Below are 19,719 nucleotides of genomic sequence, written 5' to 3'. Positions count from 1 at the left end.
GAATCCATGTGATGAGTCGTTGGGCGCTGATAACAGGAGCCAGTGGCGGGATTGGGCAGGCTGCGGCAAAAAAGCTTGCCCAGGAAGGCTGCCATGTGATAATCCATTATCAAAAAAATGAACAGACAGCCGTTCAGCTTGCCGCTGAGCTGGAAGAAACATGTCATATTCAGACGCATGTCGTTCAAGCGGATTTAGCTAAAACGGGCGGAGCAGATGAGCTCGTCAGCCGTCTGCCTGTATGTCCAGATATTCTTGTATTAAATAGCGGTAAGAGTCATGTCGGATTAGTGACAGATACAGAAAAAGACGTATTAGCCAGTATGGTGCAGCTTCATGTCACAAGTCCATATGAGCTCACCCAGCACCTATTGCCAGCCATGATTCAAAAAAAAGCAGGTCATATTGTTGCGGTAAGCTCAATATGGGGAGAAACAGGTGCATCGTGTGAAGTGCTGTATAGCATGGTAAAGGGGGCGCAAAATGCGTTTATTAAAGGTCTGGCAAAAGAGCTTGCCCCAAGTGGAATTAGAGCAAATGCTGTTTCGCCAGGTGCTGTCCATACAGACATGATGAAAAGCTTCACACAAGAAGATATTGACATGCTGGAGGAAGAAATCCCGCTTGGCCGGCTTGCATCACCTGAGGAGATTGCAGATGTCATTTGGTTTCTCGCCTCAAAGCAGTCAAGTTATATGACAGGTCAAATTTTATCCGTTAATGGAGGCTGGTACTGTTAAATAACGTGTATAATTCGTAACTCCATGACAAAAGCTATGGCTGTAATTCATCTTTTCGAATGGAGGAATCGACATGTCAGTACTTGAGAACTGGGACCATTGGAAAAACTTTTTAGGTGACCGCTTAAATCATGCGCAGGATAAAGGCTTAAAAGATGATACCATCAATAACCTTGCGTATGAAATTGGCGGATATTTAGCTAACGAAGTTGAAGCAAAGAACGAGCAAGAAAGAGTACTTGCTGACCTTTGGAGCGTTGCATCAGAAGATGAGCAGCGCGCAATTGCCAATATGATGGTCAAACTGGTTGAAAATAATAGCTCGCACTAAACAAAAAGAGGGGTCGTTTGTGCCTCTCTTTTTATTTTAACTGTTTCACAACATTGTGCTTTCTAAAAATGTGAAAATGCTTTATGATATAGGAAGGTAAAAATTTGCCACAATGAAGGGGGTAATATCATTTGGCAAAGCTCGAATGGTATTTTGAATATGAGATACAGGTAAACCGTCCCGGACTTTTAGGAGACATTTCATCTCTAATGGGGATGCTTTCAATTAATATTGTGACAATTAATGGTGTTGATGTATCAAGACGCGGAATGCTTTTGCGCTGTGACCATACAGATCAAATTAAGCGCCTTGAATCAATTTTAAATACAATGGAAACGATAAAAGTAACGAAATTAAGACAGCCAAAACTTCGTGACCGCTTAGCGGTTCGTCACGGCAGATATATTCAGCGTGATGCAGATGACAAAAAGACGTTCCGATTTGAAAGGGACGAGCTTGGTCTTCTTGTTGATTTTATGGCAGAACTATTTAAAAAAGAAGGACATAAATTGATTGGGATTCGCGGGATGCCGCGTGTCGGAAAAACAGAATCAATTGTGGCTTCAAGTGTATGTGCCAGCAAGAGATGGCTATTTGTATCGTCGACTCTTTTGAAACAGACGATCCGAAGTCAGCTGATTGCGGATGAATACAGCCCAGATAACGTCTTTATTATTGATGGTATTGTGTCGACGCGAAGAGGTTCTGAGAAGCACTTGCAGCTTTTAAGAGAAATTATGAGACTGCCGGCAACAAAAGTAGTTGAGCATCCAGACATCTTTATTCAAAATTCAGAATATACAATGGATGATTTCGACTATATCATTGAATTGCGTAATAGTGCAGACGAAGAGATTACATATGAGCACGCTGAAGAACCACAAGTGTTTGATCATTCTGGTTTTTCTGGCTTCGATTTTTAATATGGTAATGGTAGGTGTTTGTTTTGACTGAATTGGGAAAACGGCTCATTGAGGCCAGAGAGGAAAAAGGGATGTCGCTGGAGGATCTTCAGACGGTGACCAAAATCCAAAAGCGCTACTTGCTAGCAATCGAACAAGGAAACTATGATATTATTCCAGGTAAATTTTACGTCAGAGCATTTATTAAACAATATGCCGAAGCCGTTGGACTAAATCCTGAACAATTGTTCGAAGAATTTCGTAAAGATGTGCCGAGCACATATAACGATGAAGTATCTGATAAATTATCAAATATTAAGCCGCAAAGAGAGCTGCCTAAGCCTGCCTCGAAGGTGCTTGAGCTGCTGCCGACCATCTTGATTATTGGAGGCGTCCTTGTGGTCATCGCGATCATTTATGTCATCGTGCAGGCGGTCAATCATGATAGCGGACAGAAGAACAACCAGACGGCTCCTCAGCAGTCAGAATCTAAGTATGAAGTATCTGAGGATTCATCTCTTGCCAAGGATCAAAAGAAAAAAGAAAAAGCTTCGTCAGATGATCAAGAAAAATCATCTAAAAAAGATGACTCATCAAAGGATTCATCCAAAGACGATGAAACGGTCTCTTTGAAGGCAGCGAATACAGAAGGCTCAACGACAACGTATGAAGTGTCAGGCGCAGATGATATGGAGTTAACCATTTCTGCTACAAAAGCTTCTTGGCTGCGCGTCAGGGACGAATCTGGAAAAGTGCTGAAAATGGGTGAACTTAAAGATGGCGAATCGTTTAAAACAGACTTGTCTGAGCTCTCTCAGGTCGATATCCGTCTAGGCAATGCGACTGGAATTGATATTAAGGTGAATGACGAGACGCTTAAGTACGAATTAGACCCTAAGAACACCATGACACAAAACATTGTGATTGTGAATAAAGGAAAGGAAAAGTCATCTTAAGCAAGTAGATGACTTTTCTTTTGTTCCTACTATTATATATACATAAAAAAAATGGCTTATTGGAGGATTGAAATTCATGTTTAACTTACCGAATAAAATAACTCTTTCTAGGATCGCCTTGATCCCTGTTTTTATGATTATTATGCTTGCACCTTTAGATTGGGGCGTTGCGCGTTTTGGTCACGTCAGCATCGAAGTGACACATCTTGTTGGAGCAATCCTGTTTATTGTTGCTTCGACAACGGACTGGATTGATGGGTACTATGCGCGTAAACTGAACTTAGTGACGAATTTTGGTAAATTTTTAGATCCGCTTGCAGATAAATTGCTTGTTTCAGCTGCTTTAATTATACTTGTTCAGTACAACCTCACGCCGGCATGGATGGCGATTGTGATCATTAGCCGTGAATTTGCTGTAACTGGTCTAAGGCTTGTGCTAGCCGGAGGCGGTGAAGTGGTAGCAGCTAATATGCTTGGAAAAGTGAAAACATGGGCGCAAATCATTGCGATTTCAGCTCTTCTATTGCATAACCTGCCGTTCGAACTTGTATCATTCCCGTTTGGTGACCTTGCGATGTGGGTAGCAGTGTTCTTCACTGTTGTGTCAGGCTGGGATTACTTTGTGAAAAACTGGGAAGCTTTAAAGAATGCTAACTAAAAAGGACGTGTACGCTTTGAAGTCAGAGAGAAAAGCAGAAATTATTGCAGTCGGTTCCGAACTTTTGCTAGGGCAAATTACGAATACGAATGCACAATTCATCAGCAAACAGCTGGCTGAAATTGGTGTGAATGTTTATTACCATACAGCAGTTGGTGACAATCCAGAGCGTTTAAAAAGGGCCATTCAAGTGGCGCAGGAAAGATCGAATTTTATTATCTTCTCAGGTGGTCTTGGACCAACGAAAGATGATTTAACAAAAGAAACCATCGCGAGTACGCTTGGAAAAGAGCTCGTGCTAAATGAAGAAGCATTTGAATCCATTCAAGAATACTTTCGAAAGACTGGACGAGACATGTCACCGAATAACCGGAAGCAGGCACTCGTCCTAGAAGGATCTGATGTGCTCGTGAACCGGTTTGGAATGGCTCCGGGTATGTTTATTCAAGAAAACGATACGTTTTATATGCTTCTTCCTGGTCCGCCAAGTGAACTGCATCCAATGTTTGAGAACGAGGCGAAGCCGCTGATATGTGAGAAACTGGATTTGAAGGAAAAAATCGTGTCTGTTGTTCTTCGCTTTTTCGGAATCGGTGAATCACAGCTTGAAACAGACCTAGAAGATTTAATTGATGCTCAAACCAACCCAACGATTGCACCTCTCGCATCTGACGGTGAAGTGACACTTAGGCTCACGGCTAAGCATAAGGATGAAAAAGAAACGGAGCGTCTGTTAAAAGAGACGGAAGCGAAAATTTTAGCGCGTGTAGGAGAGTACTTCTACGGGTATGGTGATACATCACTTGTCCGTGAAGCCTCCAAGGCCCTGCACGAACACGGGAAAATAGTGGCAGCGGCTGAGAGCCTGACAGGCGGAATGTTTTCTGAATGGCTGACAGACCTTGAAGGTGCATCGTCGATTTTAAGCGGCAGTATCGTTTGTTATACAAACCAAGTCAAACAGCAGGTGCTTGGCTGCCGTGAGGAAACATTGTCTTCTCATGGTGCTGTTAGCAAAGAGTGTGCTTTAGAGCTTGCTGAAGGTGCTAGAAAGCTTACGGGAAGTGATATTGGCATTAGCTTTACGGGTGTAGCAGGCCCTGATACCCACGAGGGACAGCCTGTCGGAAAAGTGTTCATCGGGCTATCTACGAAAGACCATACAGACGTGTTTGAATGGATGTTTACAGGAAGCCGGTCAGGCATTCGAAAGCGCGCTGTGAAATACGGACTGCATCACTTGCTGAATTTATTAAAAGAAAGTTAATTTTGTTTTTTGTTAGGTTTACTCCTTTATAAAAGAGTGTTTTTTCTAATAGAAATCACTCTTTTCTTAAAAATCTGCCAAGAAAAAAATCGAATATGTGTTCGTTTTTTTTCTTGGCAAATGTCGTGAAACAAGGTATAGTATAGATAGTGGAATTGATAAAGGAGGAAACAATAGAATGAGTGATCGTCAAGCAGCCTTAGATATGGCTCTTAAACAAATAGAAAAACAGTTTGGTAAAGGCTCTATTATGAAACTAGGAGAGCGAACAGATACACGTATTTCAACAGTACCGAGTGGCTCGTTAGCACTTGATACTGCACTAGGAATAGGTGGATATCCTCGTGGCCGTATTATTGAAGTATATGGTCCAGAGAGTTCTGGTAAAACGACAGTAGCACTTCATGCCATTGCCGAGGTTCAGCAGCAGGGAGGACAAGCTGCATTTATTGATGCAGAGCATGCGCTCGATCCAGTTTACGCTCAAAAACTAGGTGTCAATATTGATGAGTTGTTACTTTCTCAGCCTGATACAGGAGAACAAGCACTTGAAATTGCAGAAGCTCTTGTCCGCAGTGGTGCAGTTGACATTGTTGTTATTGACTCAGTAGCTGCTCTTGTACCAAAAGCAGAGATTGAAGGAGACATGGGTGATTCACACGTTGGTCTACAAGCACGTTTGATGTCCCAAGCACTTCGTAAACTATCTGGTGCCATTAATAAATCAAAAACCATTGCCATCTTTATTAACCAAATTCGTGAAAAAGTTGGGGTCATGTTCGGTAACCCTGAAACAACGCCAGGTGGACGTGCGCTGAAGTTCTATTCATCTGTTCGTTTAGAAGTGCGCCGTGCTGAACAGCTGAAGCAGGGCAATGACATTATGGGGAATAAAACGAGAATTAAAGTAGTGAAAAACAAAGTAGCACCGCCATTCCGTATTGCAGAAGTAGACATTATGTACGGTGAAGGAATTTCAAAAGAGGGCGAAATCATCGACCTTGGAAGCGAACTAGATATCGTACAAAAGAGCGGTGCTTGGTATTCTTACCAAGAGGAACGTCTTGGACAAGGCCGCGAAAATGCGAAACAGTTCCTGAAAGAAAACAAAGATATCATGCTAATGATTCAGGAGCAAATTCGTGAACATTACGGCTTGGATAATAACGGAGTAGCGCAGCAGGAAGCTGAAGAGGCGCTAGAAGAATTAGAATAAAAATAAAATCAGTATGAAATGATACAAAAGGCTGGGTGAAAAAACTCAGCCTTTTTTATTTTGCAAAAAACTTTCGACAACTTTTTCAGTACTTCATCCGTCTAAAATATAAAATGGAATTTATTTTGGGGGGAAAAGGTAATGACAAGCCCAACCCGCAGTAGAACTGCAAAACGCAGACAGAGAAAACCAAATCAGAGGGGAAAACTTGTGCTTGTTTTTTTAGCAGCGATGATTTACTTAGCGATGTGGAATGTGCTTCATCGAAATAGTGAAGAGAACAACCCGTTTCAACAAACTGCAGCAGCTTCAAGTACTAGCCAGAAAAAAGAAGTCAAAAAGAAAACCGTCAAAAAATCAGAGGAACAAATCAAAACAGTGGACCGCAATCAAAATATCAGCAGCTATTTAAATGAGATCGGTTTCAGCGGAACAGCCATGATGGTTAAAAATGGAGAAATCGTAACAAATAAAGGTTTTGGTTATGCAGACCGTAAACAAAAAATTCAAAATAATCCATTGACATCTTTTTATGTCGGTTCGTCACAAAAAGCGCTGATAGCAACCGCTATTTTGCAGCTTGAGGAAAAGGGGAAACTTCAGACAAGTGATCCGGTAAGCATGTATTTACCTCATTTCCCTAACGGACAAAAGATTACCTTGAAAAATCTGCTTACACATACATCGGGAATAAACGGACATATTGAAGGAAACGGCGCAATTACTCCGGACAATTTAATAAAAGATATAGAACGTCAGGGAATTAATCGTCAGCCGGGCGTATGGGAATACAAGGATTCCAACTATTCTGTTCTTGCTTATATTGTTGCTAAAGTAAGCGGTGAGTCCTATGAACAATATATAACGAATCATATTTTTAAACCGGCAGGAATGACGCATGCAGGTTTTTACAAAACATATGAAAAAAACCCTTATCCTGCTGTAGGGTATAAACTGAAAGGCGGCAGAATGGTTACACCGTATATGCTTGATCTATCTCAGCTGTATGGTGCTGGAGATATTTATATGAGTGCTATAGATATGTGCAAATTTGACCAAGCACTGATAGACGGCAAACTGTATTCGCAGAAGAGTTATAAAAAGATGTTTACGCCAGGAAGCAGCTCCACATACGGAATGGGATTTTATGTTGCTCCCGGCAGCTATTCAAACCATGGTGTCATGCCGGGTTTCAACATTTTGAACAGCTTTAGCAAATCTGGACAAACCATTGTTGTATTGTTGTCAAACATTCAAAATAACACGAAACTGGGCCAAGTGAACAATATAATATATCAGCTGCTGAATCAAGAATAATTCTGATCTGCTTTTGCAAACGTTAAGATAGCAAGCTTGACAAGTATTTCCGACACAATTACAATGGAAATGTATCACTTGTTTTTCTTAACATGATTGATAACTAATTTAAACTTGACAAGGGCAGTGAGGATCTCATTCCCTGTGAAGGCCCTGTATGTTGAGACACAAAACAATGTACATGCCGACACTTTATTTGTAAAACCAAGTTCATAGCAAGAGGAGGTGAAAATATGTCGCCTACGATGTTTACGATCATCTCCATTTTGCTGAGCCTAATCTGTTTAGTTGTTGGCTACTTTGTTCGTAAAACCATTGCAGAAGCAAAAATATCCGGCGCAAGAAACATGGCCGAACAAATTGTTGAGGATGCAAAGCGTGATGCGGAAGCATTGAAGAAAGAAGCGCTCTTGGAAGCGAAAGATGAAATTCATTCCTTTCGTGTAGAGGCGGAGCAAGAAGTTCGTGAAAGACGTAATGAGCTTCAAAGACAAGAAAACCGTTTACTTCAAAAAGAGGAAAATCTTGATCGCAAAGATGAATCTTTAGATAAACGGGAGTCCCTGTTGGAGAAGAGAGATCATTCTCTGAATGAACGACAACAACATATTGAAGAGATGGAAAGCAAAGTGGATGATATGATTCGTTTGCAGAAAGCCGAGTTGGAACGTATTTCAAGTTTAACTCGAGATGAAGCGAAACAAATCATTCTGGATCAAGTTGAAAATGAGCTTTCCCACGACATTGCAGTCATGACGAAAGAATCTGAAAACCGAGCGAAAGAAGAGGCTGATAAAAAGGCGAAAAATATTCTTTCACTTGCGTTACAGCGTTGTGCAGCTGATCATGTAGCTGAAACGACGGTATCTGTAGTCAATCTTCCAAATGATGAGATGAAAGGTCGTATTATCGGACGTGAAGGACGAAATATCCGTACGTTAGAAACGTTAACAGGTATTGACTTGATCATAGATGATACACCTGAAGCTGTTATCCTATCGGGCTTTGATCCGATTAGACGTGAAACAGCGAGGATAGCTCTGGACAAGCTAGTCCAGGATGGCCGCATTCATCCTGCACGAATTGAAGAAATGGTGGAAAAATCACGCCGTGAAGTCGATGATTATATCCGTGAGATGGGTGAGCAAACGACATTCGAAGTCGGAGTTCACGGTCTGCATCCGGATCTCATCAAGATTCTCGGTCGCTTAAAATTCCGTACAAGTTATGGACAAAATGTCCTGAAGCATTCAATTGAGGTTGCACATCTTGCAGGTCTCATGGCTTCAGAGCTTGGAGAAGATGCAAAGCTTGCAAAACGAGCAGGTCTTCTGCATGACATTGGAAAAGCCATTGATCATGAAGTAGAAGGAAGCCACGTAGAAATTGGCGTTGAGCTTGCGACGAAATATAAAGAGCATCCTGTTGTCATCAACAGTATTGCCTCTCACCACGGTGACCAAGAACCGACATCTATTATCGCTGTTCTTGTTGCGGCAGCAGATGCATTATCTGCAGCACGCCCTGGTGCACGAAGTGAGACGCTTGAAAATTACATTCGGAGACTTGAGAAATTAGAAGATATCTCTGAATCTTATGAAGGTGTTGAAAAATCGTTTGCGATACAGGCTGGACGTGAAGTACGTATTATGGTGAAGCCGGATTCAATTAATGATCTTGAAGCTCACCGTCTAGCAAGGGATATTCGTAAGCGGATTGAGGACGAGCTCGATTACCCTGGTCACATTAAAGTGACGGTCATTCGAGAAACTCGCGCAGTAGAGTATGCAAAATAGAGCGGTGCGCTTAGCGCCGCTTTATTTTTTTGTGTAAATATGCAACACTGATAAGAAGTCAATTTATAAGAGAAAGGGTTCAAAGCGCATGAAAATATTATTTGTTGGAGATATTGTCGGTTCACCTGGACGAGACACACTGAAAGAATACTTGCCAAAGCTAAAGAAGAAATATCAGCCCCACTTTACCATTGTCAATGGAGAAAATGCTGCTCATGGAAAAGGGATCACTGAAAAAATCTATCATGAACTGCTGCAAGCAGGAGCTGACGTGCTCACAATGGGCAACCATACATGGGATAAAAGAGACATTTTTGATTTCATTGATGACGCAGCCAACATGGTTCGTCCGGCGAACTTCCCAGAAGGTACACCTGGTAAAGGTCTTACGTTTATCAAAAAACAAGGGAAAGAATTAGCCGTCATCAACCTGCAAGGACGTACTTTTTTACCCCCACTTGACTGCCCATTTCAAAAAGTAGACGAGTTAATTGCGGAAGCATCTAAACGTACACCGTTCATTTTTATTGATTTTCATGGTGAAGCCACAAGTGAAAAGCTAGCGATGGGCTGGTATACAGACGGCCGTGCATCATGTGTCGTTGGAACGCATACACATGTTCAAACAGCAGATAACCGCGTTTTGCCAAAAGGAACTGCGTATATTTCAGATGTGGGGATGACAGGACCTTATGATGGCATTTTAGGTGTTGATCGGGAGACGATTATTAAACGATTCAAAACGAGTCTTCCAGTCCGTTTTGAGATTGCGGAAGGACGCACGACATTAAGTGCAGTAATCGTAGAAATTGACGAACAGTCGAAAAAAGCTGTCAAAATTGATCGAATTTTGATAAATGATGACCATATTTTCTTTGAATAAATGTTCACATATTTATTTCAGAAAAATATTAATCAGAAAGAAGGAATATGCGCCCTCTATCGTGAATATAGTAAAAATGGTAGGTAGCCTGCTATTTTTGAAAAACATTTTGGGGATGGATTTTCAAAAAATAGCATCATCTAACAAAGATTGTTCTAATGAACACTCACTTATCCATTGTAAATTTAAGGGGGAGCAGAAATGGAGATTTTAAAAGTTTCAGCAAAGTCAAATCCGAATTCAGTAGCAGGAGCATTAGCAGGCGTTTTACGTGAACGCGGTGCAGCGGAAATACAAGCAATCGGCGCTGGAGCGCTGAATCAGGCGGTCAAGGCTGTAGCCATAGCAAGGGGATTTGTTGCACCAAGTGGAGTGGATTTGATATGCATTCCAGCCTTTACTGACATTCTTATCGATGGAGAAGAAAGAACAGCCATCAAATTGATTGTTGAGCCACGATAATTCTAATTTTATTATTTTCAACCTGCTTACATCATGTAAGCAGGTTGTTTTTGTTTACCACTATACATTTCTTATATAACATATTCAGTTCATGAAATAGATAAAAATGACATATTAGAGCTTGCATTTTTTCACCATGATGATAAATTAAGATTAAGTTAAAAATACTTCATCAAAAATAAATATTTAAGTAGGTGAAATAATGGTTGAAGCTTTTTTGAAAAGAGGAAAGCTTGTTTTTATTTTATTTTTTATTGTTCTCATTGCTGGTGGCTATTTATTTACGCAGCTTCCTAAGCGAGAACTGCCAGAATTCCAAGCGAATATCGTCACGATTTCCACCGTGTTCCCAGGTGCGGATGCAAAACAGGTGGAAAGTGATGTAACCAATAAGCTCGAATCAGCCATATCTGATATCAATGGTGTAGAGAAAACGAGCTCTGTTTCTGCCATTGGGTTTTCAAATATTGTGCTTGAAATTGATGATCAAGCCGACTTTCAAAAGGTGGCAAGTCAAATTAAGAACGAAACCACAAGTGCTGCGTCGTCCTTTCCTGATGGAGTGATGGAGCCTGATGTAAAGGATGAGTTTGGCAGCGTGCCGGTTGGTTCTTATATGGCTGTGGCAAGTCAATCAGCAGACTTAGCAAAAAGTCAGGAATCGCTGCGTGCGTTGAAGGAAAAGGTTGAGGACATCAATGGGGTAGACAGTGTCGTCATCAAAGGATTCAATGACAAACAAGCGGTATTAAACTTAGATTCAAGTAAACTGGAGGATGAAGGGTTAAGTGTAACGGATGTCACAAATGCCATCAATCAGGAATTTGACACATCTCCACTAGGCGACATTCGGACAGGCGGCGAGAAGGTTAAGCTGTCCATCGATGCCTACGACCGTTTGAATCAAGTGAAAAAGCTTGAGCTTTTCTCCAAAACGAACCGTGAACCGGTCACAATCAGTCAGCTTGGCAGCTTAAAAGAAGTAGAAAAAGAGAAAAGTGACATTGTGTCGTATAACGGAAAGCCTGCCTATTCATTTACAGTCAATATCAAACCAGGGCTTGATATTCCTAAAATGTATGACAAAGTCAGTGATGTTATTGAGAAAGAGAAGCAGCTTCCAAGTGGTGTCGAGTGGGTAAACTACTATTCACAAAAAAGTGAAGTGGATGCCATTTTTAATGATTTGATAAAAGAAGCCATTGTTGCGGTCATCGCTGTTATTGTTGTCACCACACTTGGTCTGACCATTGGCGGTGCGTTCATCGTTTCACTTGCCATCCCATTATCAATCACAATCGGAACGATTCCGCTGCCATTTTTACAAGTGGACCTCAATCAGATATCGATTATCGGATTTATCATTGCCCTAGGAATACTTGTCGATGATGCCATTGTCGTCAACGATAATATTTTAAGGCAGATGAAAAAATATGAAAGTCCGCTGAAAGGAACGATTGCAGGGGTCAAAGAAGTTGCAGGGTCTATTTTGACCTCAACACTTGCGGTTGTGTTTGCTTTCTTGCCACTTGTTTTCCTATCAGGTGCAAACGGTTCATTTATACGAGCATTACCGTCTGTCCTCGTAACGACTGTACTTGCGTCTATGGTAATTTCTCTGACACTAGTGCCAGTCTATCAATATACTGTGAACCGAAAAAGACAGAACAAAAAAATTCAAAAAGAGCCAGGATTCCTAGGCAAACCGTTAAAAAAATTAGCTGATTTTTATGCAGACCGTGTGCTGACGAATATTGTGAAGCGTCCGCTGCTTATTGGTTTAAGTGGTTTGCTTGTTGCAACGCTTGCCTTTTTACTAATTTTCGTCACACCATTTGAATTTTTCCCTGCAGCGAATAAGAAAGAAGTGGTTGTCACTGTCACACTTCCAAGTGAAACAACATTAGACAAAACAAATGAAACATTAGAGAAAATAGAACAAGAGATGAAACAGCAGAAAGGCATTGAAGAGACGGCGATCTTTGCAGGCGGCGGTGTACCGAACCTGTTTAATGAAAGTATCTCAAATGCAAGTGATCATACTGGCCAGGTTGTCGTGAGAGTAGACAATGATCAGGTGACGAGTAAACAATTGATCGATCGTATGACAGAGCCATTGCGTAAGAAGTTTAAAGATGCTGATATCTTTATGAAAACCATTGTTCAAGGACCTCCAACTGGTGCACCTGTGACAGTAACCATTGCGGGTGACTCTTTTGCAAAGCTCATTGATGTCAAAGAAACGCTCACAAGTGAAATGAAAGAAAAAGGAGCGAGCTTGATCACTGACGATGTCAATCAGCCGGTAAAAACGATCTCCTTTGAACTAAACCGTGACCGAATGGCAGAGGATGGCCTCACCGCTCAGCTTGTCAGCAGACAGCTCGGTCTTGTGACAGAAGGCATGCCATTAGGCAGCTTTAAACAAGGAACAAAAGATATCGATTTAGTGGTCAAACAGGATGTAGGTACACATCAAAATGGATTAAAGCTAAAAGAAATAAAAGTGCCTGTCAATTCAAATGAAGGCGGTATGCCTTCACTCGAGCCACTTAGCCGATATGTAAAAGAAAAAGAAACAGAGCAGTACGAAAGCATTCCACATGAAAATGGAATTCCGACCATTACGCTGAAGGCGTACCCTGGCACGTCAGAGTCGTTTAAAGACGACATGAAAGAAGTCGTCGATCAAGTAGGAAAAACAGATGCAGCGAAGGATCTAGCTATTTCTCAAGGCGGAGAAAATGAAGATCAAACCAAGTTCTTTATTGAAATTAGTCTCTTATTTGGGGTTGTCTTGCTTCTCATTTATGTGACCATCGCTTTCCAGTTCAATTCATTGATGCTTCCACTATTAGTTCTAGGAACGGTTTACTTAGCGATATCTGGAGCTGTTATCGGACTATTTGTCACACAAACACCGTTCAGCTTTATGGCAACAATGGGAATTGTCTCATTAGCTGGTATCGTGGTCCGAAATGCGGTTGTCTTGTTCGAGTTTATTGAGCAGCGGCGTAAGCAGGGATTCGATCAACAGACAGCTGTCATTGAAGCGGGAAGAGCAAGGATTAGGCCAATTTTACTAACAGCATTTACGGCACTTGTTGCCCTAATGCCTGTAGCATTAAGTAATGATCCGCTCTTTAAGCCGCTGGCAATCTGCATTGTATCGGGTGTCTTTTTCTCAACAATTTTGACACTATTAATTGTGCCAGCCTTATATATTGTCGTTTCAAAAAGACGGTGAATCAAAAAGTAAATCTCCTTTTCTACGGGGATTTGCTTTTTTTTTAGAAAAATATCCAAAAAAATATGTGGAGTGTTCATTTGTCTTTTTGCAGTAGACAATGGTATTTACGACGAAAATAAGACGTGTTAAAATCTCATTGGGAGAAGTTTTTTAACAAAGGGGTTGTACGTCATGTGTGGAACGATGAAAGCAATTGTTAAAAAAGAAAGCGCTTACGGAGCGATGCTGATGGAGATGCCGATTCCAGAAATCAATGATCATGAAGTATTGATTCAGGTGAAAGCCACTTCGATATGCGGAACAGACGTGCATATTTACAATTGGGATGACTGGGCAAAGGGAAGAGTTAAAGCGCCCTACATTTTTGGACATGAATTTACAGGGGAAGTTGTCAAGACGGGGAAACAAGTCTCACGTGCAAAAGTAGGGGATTTTGTATCGGCAGAGACACATGTTGTATGTAATCAGTGCTCTATGTGTTTAACAGGTCAACAGCACTTGTGCAATGAAACGAAAATTTTAGGAGTAGACATTGACGGCTGTTTTGCTGAATATGTCAAAGTACCTGAACAAAATGTGTGGCACAATCCAGCTCAAATGCCAGTAGAGCTTGCGTCTATTCAAGAGCCGCTTGGCAATGCGGTTCATACAGTGCTGCACACACCTGTTTCAGGTAAGTCAGTAGCGATTTTTGGCTGCGGACCAATCGGTTTAATGGCGATCGCCGTCGCGAAAGCTTCCGGTGCTGTCCAAGTGTTTGCTGTCGATCAAAACGAATACAGGCTGAATCTTGCCCGGGAAATGGGAGCAGACCATATCGTGGATATTGGAAAAGGTGATCCTGTTGAGGTGATTAAGCAGTTCACGCGGATGGAGGGGGCAGATGTGATATGCGAGATGTCAGGACATCCAGTTGCCATTAATCAAGCTCTCGAAGCTTGTGCAAATGGAGGGAAAATCAATATACTAAGCTTGCCAGAACGACCAGTGACAATTGACATTACGAATCAAATTGTTTTTAGGGGATTAACCGTGCAAGGGATCACGGGGAGAAAAATGTTTGAAACGTGGCGTCAAGTATCTGAGTTATTAAGAACAAATACCATCGATGTCAAGCCAGTTGTCACCCATACACTACCATTTGAACAGTTCGAAAAGGGATTTGAACTCATGAGAAATGGGATGTGCGGAAAGGTCGTACTGATGATGCCATCAAATCAAAGGGGGAAGAAATGATGAAAGAATTCACGTATTTACAAGATGAACTGGAAACAATGAAGCAGCAAGGCACTCACCAAACATTGAAAGAGATTGACTCAAAACAATCATCCACTGTGACATTAAATGAACAACCTGTCATACAGCTCTCCTCAAATAACTACTTAGGCCTCACCTCACATCCAAGGCTGATGAAAGCGGCAAAAGAGGCCATTGATCAATTCGGTGCTGGTACGGGGTCGGTACGAACGATCGCTGGCACAATGACGATGCACGAACGTCTTGAAAAAAAGCTCGCTGCATTTAAAAAGACCGAGGCAGCCCTTGTATTCCAATCAGGCTTTACGACCAATCAAGGGGTCTTATCAAGTATCCTGACAAAAGATGATATTGTGATTTCAGATGAACTGAATCATGCCTCAATCATTGACGGCATTCGGTTAACAAAAGCAGATAAAAAAGTATATGGTCATTCCAATATGGAAGAGCTTGAGAAAATTTTAAAGAAATCTATGAATTACCGCGTTCGTCTCATCGTCACAGACGGTGTGTTCTCGATGGATGGAGATATTGCGCCACTTCCTGAGATTGTCAGGCTCGCAGAAGCATATGATGCATTTGTGATGGTAGACGATGCACATGCCTCGGGCGTGCTTGGTGAAAATGGCCGCGGGACAGTCAACCATTTTAAACTCGACGGCAGAGTGCATATTCAGGTTGGGACACTTAGTAAGGCTGTCGGAGTGCTCGGCGGCTATGTAGCGGGATCAGCCGTTTTGATTGATTATTTAAAGCATAAAGCAAGACCGTTTTTATTCAGCACCTCACATCCGCCAGCTGTGACTAGAGCGTGTGAAGAAGCGATTGAAGTGCTGTTAGACGAACCAGAGCGAATTAGCACGCTCTGGGAAAACGCCGCCTATTTCAAAGAAAAAGTCGTCAGCCTTGGATTTCAAGTTGCTCCGACAGAAACACCCATTATTCCAATCATGATTGGAGACGAAGCTCTTACGTTTCGCTTTTCAAAGGCTTTAATAGACCGAGGCGTGTTTGCCCAGGGCATCGCTTTCCCAACTGTAGCAAAAGGAAAAGCGAGAATTAGAGCCATCATCACAGCAGAGCACACAAAAGAAGAACTGGACCGTGCACTGACGATCATCGAAGAAGAAGCAAAAAAACTGAACATACTTGATTGAGAGAGCGCAGGCTCTCTTTTTTTTGCACTATTCTTTCCATATTTCATCAAATCTACCGTTTGTTATGTATAATGTATGTAAAAAGATCTATTGAGGTAAGTGGTGAGACAAATGTTATTTAATAAAGAAAATTTTTATGAGCAATTTTTAGATTATAAGAACAAAGGGAGAACAGATAAGAATCACCCTTTTCACAACATGTTTAATAAAGAAATCCCAAACAACATTCGTTATGAATTAGAAAAACGTCATATGAGGAATTTGGATAGGATCGATATTAAAGCATCTACAGGAAATGGAAAAGTTGCAGAATGTTTTTGGATTGCACTTTTAGACAGGAGATTAACGACAAATCCTAATTCCCAAAAAACAACGACACAAAAAGGAATATTTATTGTTATTTTATTTGCTGAGAACGGGGAAGATTTTTATTTAACAATTGAAACTGGAACTGAAAATTTATCTTTATCTGAAATTAAAGAAGAGGCAGCTATTTGGAGGAAGAGGCTACAGCCGGAATTAAAGCACCATAAAAGACTAGAGGACTTTCATATAGGTGATTTTCATTTGGGTAAATCATTAAGACCTAAAAAATACGTGGCAAGCTCATTGGTTTTTAAAAAGTATAATATTGATCATTTTGACCATCACCAATTAATACAAGATATCAATTCTTTAAATGAGTTTTTTTATGATTTTGTTTACGAAGTATATTTGGATCAGGACCTTACTCCAAAAGTGAAAGATCAGAACAAATTTAAAAGAAAAAGAATCATTCATAGAGATGTTTATAAACAATTAAGAGAAGAAAGAGCAAAGCAAAACGAAGAGACAGGTAGAATAGCAGAGAAATTTGTTTATCGTAAGGAAGTAGAGCAATTAAAAGCAGTGGGTCGGGAACAATTAGCGGAAGCTGTCGATTGGGTGGCTGAGACGGAAGATGGTCATGGATTTGATATCAAATCTTATTACCCCGATGGAAAAGAGAAGCTCATAGAAGTAAAAGGATCTAAACTGACTCACCAAGACTTTCCATTCTTCTTATCTGAACAAGAAAGAATGGTAGCAGAAGAGGAAAAAGAATCATATGTGATTACTTTAGTTGAGAGTGTCGGGACACAGCATATGAAGATTGTCAAAGAAATACAAAACCCTTTAGGTAAAGACGATCTACATCTGAAACCTACTCAATATTCATGCAAAATTCGTGTGGATTGAAAAGTAGTGGCACGTATGAATTTATTTTCAATTCATCACAAAATAGTCTATACTGTAGGGTGGAGCTTGGTTTGAAAGGAGTACAAATTCATGAATGAAGAGCAGAGAAAAGCGAGCGGACAAGTAAGTTCATCGGACAAAAAATCCGAGAAGGACTATAGCCAGTATTTTGAAGCTGTGTACATTCCGCCTTCCTTAAAAGATGCAAAAAAACGGGGTAAAGAAGAAGTCGAATACAATCAATTTCAAATTGACGAGCGTTTTCAAGGGTTAGGAAACGGGCGCAAGTTTTATATTCGCACATATGGCTGTCAAATGAATGAGCATGACACAGAAGTGATGGCTGGTATTTTTATGGCGCTTGGTTATGAACCGACAAACTCAACGGAGGATGCAAATGTCATCTTATTAAACACTTGTGCAATTCGTGAGAATGCGGAAAATAAAGTGTTCGGAGAGCTTGGTCATTTAAAAGCATTAAAGCGTGAAAAGCCAGATTTAATTTTAGGTGTCTGCGGATGTATGTCTCAAGAGGAATCTGTCGTCAACCGTATTCTGAAGAAACATCCATTTGTTGATTTGATTTTCGGTACACACAACATTCACCGCCTGCCAGAGCTGTTATCTGAATGCTATCTTTCAAAAGAAATGGTCATCGAGGTTTGGTCAAAAGAAGGCGATGTCATTGAAAACCTTCCGAGAGCCCGCCAAGGAAAAATTAAGGGCTGGGTGAATATTATGTACGGTTGTGATAAATTCTGTACATACTGTATCGTCCCTTACACACGCGGTAAAGAAAGAAGCCGCCGCCCTGACGAAATTATTCAAGAGGTCAGACGTTTAGCGGCAGAAGGATATAAGGAAATTACCCTTCTTGGTCAAAACGTGAATGCGTATGGAAAAGATTTTGAAGACATGGAATATGGTCTTGGACACTTGATGGATGAGTTGCGTAAAATCGATATTCCGCGTATCCGTTTTACAACAAGCCACCCGCGTGACTTTGACGATCACTTAATTGAAGTGCTTGCTAAGGGTGGGAACCTTCTCGATCATATTCATTTGCCAGTTCAATCCGGCAGTTCTTCTGTCTTGAAGCTTATGGCGAGAAAATATGACCGTGAGCGTTACCTTGATCTTGTGCGCAAAATCAAAGAAGCGATGCCAAATGCTTCATTAACAACGGATATTATTGTTGGGTTCCCAAATGAGACAGATGAGCAGTTTGAAGAAACACTTTCCCTCTATCGCGAGGTTGAGTTTGACGCTGCTTATACGTTCATTTACTCTCCAAGAGAAGGAACACCAGCAGCGAAAATGCAAGACAACGTGCCAATGCATGTGAAAAAAGAACGTCTGCAGCGCCTGAATGCCCTCGTGAATGAAATTTCTGCGAAAAAAATGAAGGAATATGAAGGGCAGACTGTCGAAGTATTAGTAGAGGGTGAAAGTAAAAACAACCCTGAAATCCTAGCCGGATATACAAGTAAAAGCAAGCTTGTGAATTTTAAAGCACCAAAAGAAGCGATTGGCAACATCGTCAAAGTGAAAATCACACAAGCCAAAACTTGGTCTCTTGACGGAGAAATGGTTGGAGAAGCTATCGAGGTGAATTAAAATGACACTTTATTCAAAAAAAGAGATTGTCGAGCGCGCAAGAGAGCTCGCTAAAATGATTTCTGAAACAGAAGAAGTTGATTTCTTCAAGAAAGCAGAAGCGCAAATCAATGAAAATACAAAAATTTCAACGATTATTAATCAAATTAAGGCGCTTCAAAAACAAGCTGTGAATTTAAAGCATTACGGCAAACATGAAGCCTTAAAGCAAGTCGAAGAAAAAATCGATGCCCTGCAAGAAGAACTGGATGAAATCCCGGTGATTCAAGAATTCAAAGAATCACAAGTGGAAGTCAATTCCCTGCTTCAGCTCGTAGCGCATACGATTTCTAATCAAGTAACAGATGAAATCATTCTTTCAACCGGCGGTGACCTCTTATTAGGAGAAACCGGTTCAAAAGTGAAAAACTCATCACCAAGTTGCTCCATTAAATGAGAAAACCCCGCAAATGCGGGGTTTTTATTATATAGAATATATGTAATTTGTATTTTGCTACTGCATCAACAACAAAATGTTGATGCAGTAGCCCTGTATTTCGTAATTTATTTATTCAAAATATTATAGTGATACGTTATAAACTAAAAATTAATTGATTTTACAGATTAAAAGATTTGAATTGAAGCTCAATGCTTAATCCAAAAATGTTTATTATAATATTAAATTGTTTCATAAGATCTCCTCCTTATATAAA

General features: G+C 40.8%; 17 protein-coding genes. All 17 read left to right on the top strand.

The annotated features are described in order from the left end of the window. Positions 1 to 11 precede the first annotated feature (11 nt). The 17 genes from ymfI (at position 12) to MHH40_RS02115 (ending at position 19,463) form a co-directional block, all read left to right on the top strand. Positions 12 to 740, top strand: a complete 729-nt coding sequence (gene ymfI / locus MHH40_RS02195; RefSeq protein ID WP_050944980.1) for an elongation factor P 5-aminopentanone reductase — start codon at positions 12 to 14, stop codon at positions 738 to 740. 73 nt (positions 741 to 813) lie between these two features. Further along, on the top strand, positions 814 to 1,071 hold the full coding sequence (locus tag MHH40_RS02190; RefSeq protein WP_003211590.1) for a DUF3243 domain-containing protein: 258 nt from the start codon (positions 814 to 816) through the stop codon (positions 1,069 to 1,071). A 131-nt stretch (positions 1,072 to 1,202) separates the two neighbouring features. Beyond that, positions 1,203 to 1,994 (top strand): DUF3388 domain-containing protein, encoded by a 792-nt coding sequence (locus MHH40_RS02185; RefSeq protein ID WP_003211480.1) that lies wholly within the window; start codon positions 1,203 to 1,205, stop codon positions 1,992 to 1,994. Positions 1,995 to 2,017: 23 nt separating this feature from the next. After that, positions 2,018 to 2,929 carry a helix-turn-helix domain-containing protein gene (locus tag MHH40_RS02180; protein WP_050944977.1) on the top strand — a complete coding sequence of 304 codons (912 nt, stop codon included), beginning with the start codon at positions 2,018 to 2,020 and terminating at the stop codon, positions 2,927 to 2,929. 76 nt (positions 2,930 to 3,005) lie between these two features. Continuing rightward, entirely contained in the window at positions 3,006 to 3,587 is a 582-nt protein-coding gene (pgsA, locus tag MHH40_RS02175) for a CDP-diacylglycerol--glycerol-3-phosphate 3-phosphatidyltransferase (RefSeq protein ID WP_003211136.1), read from the top strand. A gap of 16 nt (positions 3,588 to 3,603) precedes the next feature. Next, on the top strand, positions 3,604 to 4,854 hold the full coding sequence (locus MHH40_RS02170) for a competence/damage-inducible protein A (RefSeq protein WP_050945463.1): 1,251 nt from the start codon (positions 3,604 to 3,606) through the stop codon (positions 4,852 to 4,854). A 178-nt stretch (positions 4,855 to 5,032) separates the two neighbouring features. Further along, positions 5,033 to 6,070 carry a recombinase RecA gene (gene recA / locus MHH40_RS02165; protein ID WP_050944976.1) on the top strand — a complete coding sequence of 346 codons (1,038 nt, stop codon included), beginning with the start codon at positions 5,033 to 5,035 and terminating at the stop codon, positions 6,068 to 6,070. Positions 6,071 to 6,211: 141 nt separating this feature from the next. Next, positions 6,212 to 7,387, top strand: a complete 1,176-nt coding sequence (locus MHH40_RS02160) for a serine hydrolase domain-containing protein (protein ID WP_050944974.1) — start codon at positions 6,212 to 6,214, stop codon at positions 7,385 to 7,387. 233 nt (positions 7,388 to 7,620) lie between these two features. Further along, on the top strand, positions 7,621 to 9,183 hold the full coding sequence (gene rny, locus MHH40_RS02155; RefSeq protein WP_003211958.1) for a ribonuclease Y: 1,563 nt from the start codon (positions 7,621 to 7,623) through the stop codon (positions 9,181 to 9,183). A gap of 88 nt (positions 9,184 to 9,271) precedes the next feature. Beyond that, positions 9,272 to 10,066 carry a TIGR00282 family metallophosphoesterase gene (locus tag MHH40_RS02150; RefSeq protein WP_003212177.1) on the top strand — a complete coding sequence of 265 codons (795 nt, stop codon included), beginning with the start codon at positions 9,272 to 9,274 and terminating at the stop codon, positions 10,064 to 10,066. Positions 10,067 to 10,267: 201 nt separating this feature from the next. After that, positions 10,268 to 10,528, top strand: a complete 261-nt coding sequence (spoVS, locus tag MHH40_RS02145) for a stage V sporulation protein SpoVS (protein ID WP_003211281.1) — start codon at positions 10,268 to 10,270, stop codon at positions 10,526 to 10,528. A 202-nt stretch (positions 10,529 to 10,730) separates the two neighbouring features. Then, a complete protein-coding gene (locus tag MHH40_RS02140) occupies positions 10,731 to 13,775 on the top strand; it encodes an efflux RND transporter permease subunit (protein ID WP_050944973.1) in 3,045 nt (1,014 codons plus the stop codon). A gap of 174 nt (positions 13,776 to 13,949) precedes the next feature. After that, positions 13,950 to 15,014 carry an L-threonine 3-dehydrogenase gene (gene tdh / locus MHH40_RS02135; protein WP_050944971.1) on the top strand — a complete coding sequence of 355 codons (1,065 nt, stop codon included), beginning with the start codon at positions 13,950 to 13,952 and terminating at the stop codon, positions 15,012 to 15,014. Beyond that, positions 15,011 to 16,192 (top strand): glycine C-acetyltransferase, encoded by a 1,182-nt coding sequence (locus MHH40_RS02130; protein WP_106032963.1) that lies wholly within the window; start codon positions 15,011 to 15,013, stop codon positions 16,190 to 16,192. The genes tdh and MHH40_RS02130 overlap by 4 nt, the downstream gene beginning before the upstream one ends. A 111-nt stretch (positions 16,193 to 16,303) precedes the next feature. After that, complete coding sequence (locus MHH40_RS02125; RefSeq protein WP_050944967.1) at positions 16,304 to 17,410, top strand: MrcB family domain-containing protein; 1,107 nt, start codon at positions 16,304 to 16,306, stop codon at positions 17,408 to 17,410. 90 nt (positions 17,411 to 17,500) lie between these two features. Next, entirely contained in the window at positions 17,501 to 19,027 is a 1,527-nt protein-coding gene (gene miaB / locus MHH40_RS02120; RefSeq protein WP_012010025.1) for a tRNA (N6-isopentenyl adenosine(37)-C2)-methylthiotransferase MiaB, read from the top strand. A gap of 1 nt (position 19,028) precedes the next feature. After that, a complete protein-coding gene (locus tag MHH40_RS02115) occupies positions 19,029 to 19,463 on the top strand; it encodes a RicAFT regulatory complex protein RicA family protein (RefSeq protein ID WP_003211238.1) in 435 nt (144 codons plus the stop codon). Positions 19,464 to 19,719: the final 256 nt, after the last annotated feature.

This window comes from Bacillus sp. FSL K6-2431 (assembly GCF_038005165.1).
GTDB classification, from domain to species: Bacteria; Bacillota; Bacilli; order Bacillales; family Bacillaceae; genus Bacillus; species Bacillus pumilus.
Note: the sequence above shows the minus strand (reverse complement) of the source record. Positions and strands in the feature narration are given on the sequence as shown.

Coding starts and splice junctions, on each gene's coding strand:
- recA (WP_050944976.1), top strand. CDS start 5,033: ATGAGTGATCGTCAAGCAGCCTTAGATATGGCTCTTAAACAAATAGAA.
- MHH40_RS02140 (WP_050944973.1), top strand. CDS start 10,731: ATGGTTGAAGCTTTTTTGAAAAGAGGAAAGCTTGTTTTTATTTTATTT.
- ymfI (WP_050944980.1), top strand. CDS start 12: ATGAGTCGTTGGGCGCTGATAACAGGAGCCAGTGGCGGGATTGGGCAG.
- MHH40_RS02190 (WP_003211590.1), top strand. CDS start 814: ATGTCAGTACTTGAGAACTGGGACCATTGGAAAAACTTTTTAGGTGAC.
- MHH40_RS02115 (WP_003211238.1), top strand. CDS start 19,029: ATGACACTTTATTCAAAAAAAGAGATTGTCGAGCGCGCAAGAGAGCTC.
- miaB (WP_012010025.1), top strand. CDS start 17,501: ATGAATGAAGAGCAGAGAAAAGCGAGCGGACAAGTAAGTTCATCGGAC.
- pgsA (WP_003211136.1), top strand. CDS start 3,006: ATGTTTAACTTACCGAATAAAATAACTCTTTCTAGGATCGCCTTGATC.
- spoVS (WP_003211281.1), top strand. CDS start 10,268: ATGGAGATTTTAAAAGTTTCAGCAAAGTCAAATCCGAATTCAGTAGCA.
- rny (WP_003211958.1), top strand. CDS start 7,621: ATGTCGCCTACGATGTTTACGATCATCTCCATTTTGCTGAGCCTAATC.
- MHH40_RS02130 (WP_106032963.1), top strand. CDS start 15,011: ATGATGAAAGAATTCACGTATTTACAAGATGAACTGGAAACAATGAAG.
- tdh (WP_050944971.1), top strand. CDS start 13,950: ATGTGTGGAACGATGAAAGCAATTGTTAAAAAAGAAAGCGCTTACGGA.
- MHH40_RS02160 (WP_050944974.1), top strand. CDS start 6,212: ATGACAAGCCCAACCCGCAGTAGAACTGCAAAACGCAGACAGAGAAAA.
- MHH40_RS02150 (WP_003212177.1), top strand. CDS start 9,272: ATGAAAATATTATTTGTTGGAGATATTGTCGGTTCACCTGGACGAGAC.
- MHH40_RS02125 (WP_050944967.1), top strand. CDS start 16,304: ATGTTATTTAATAAAGAAAATTTTTATGAGCAATTTTTAGATTATAAG.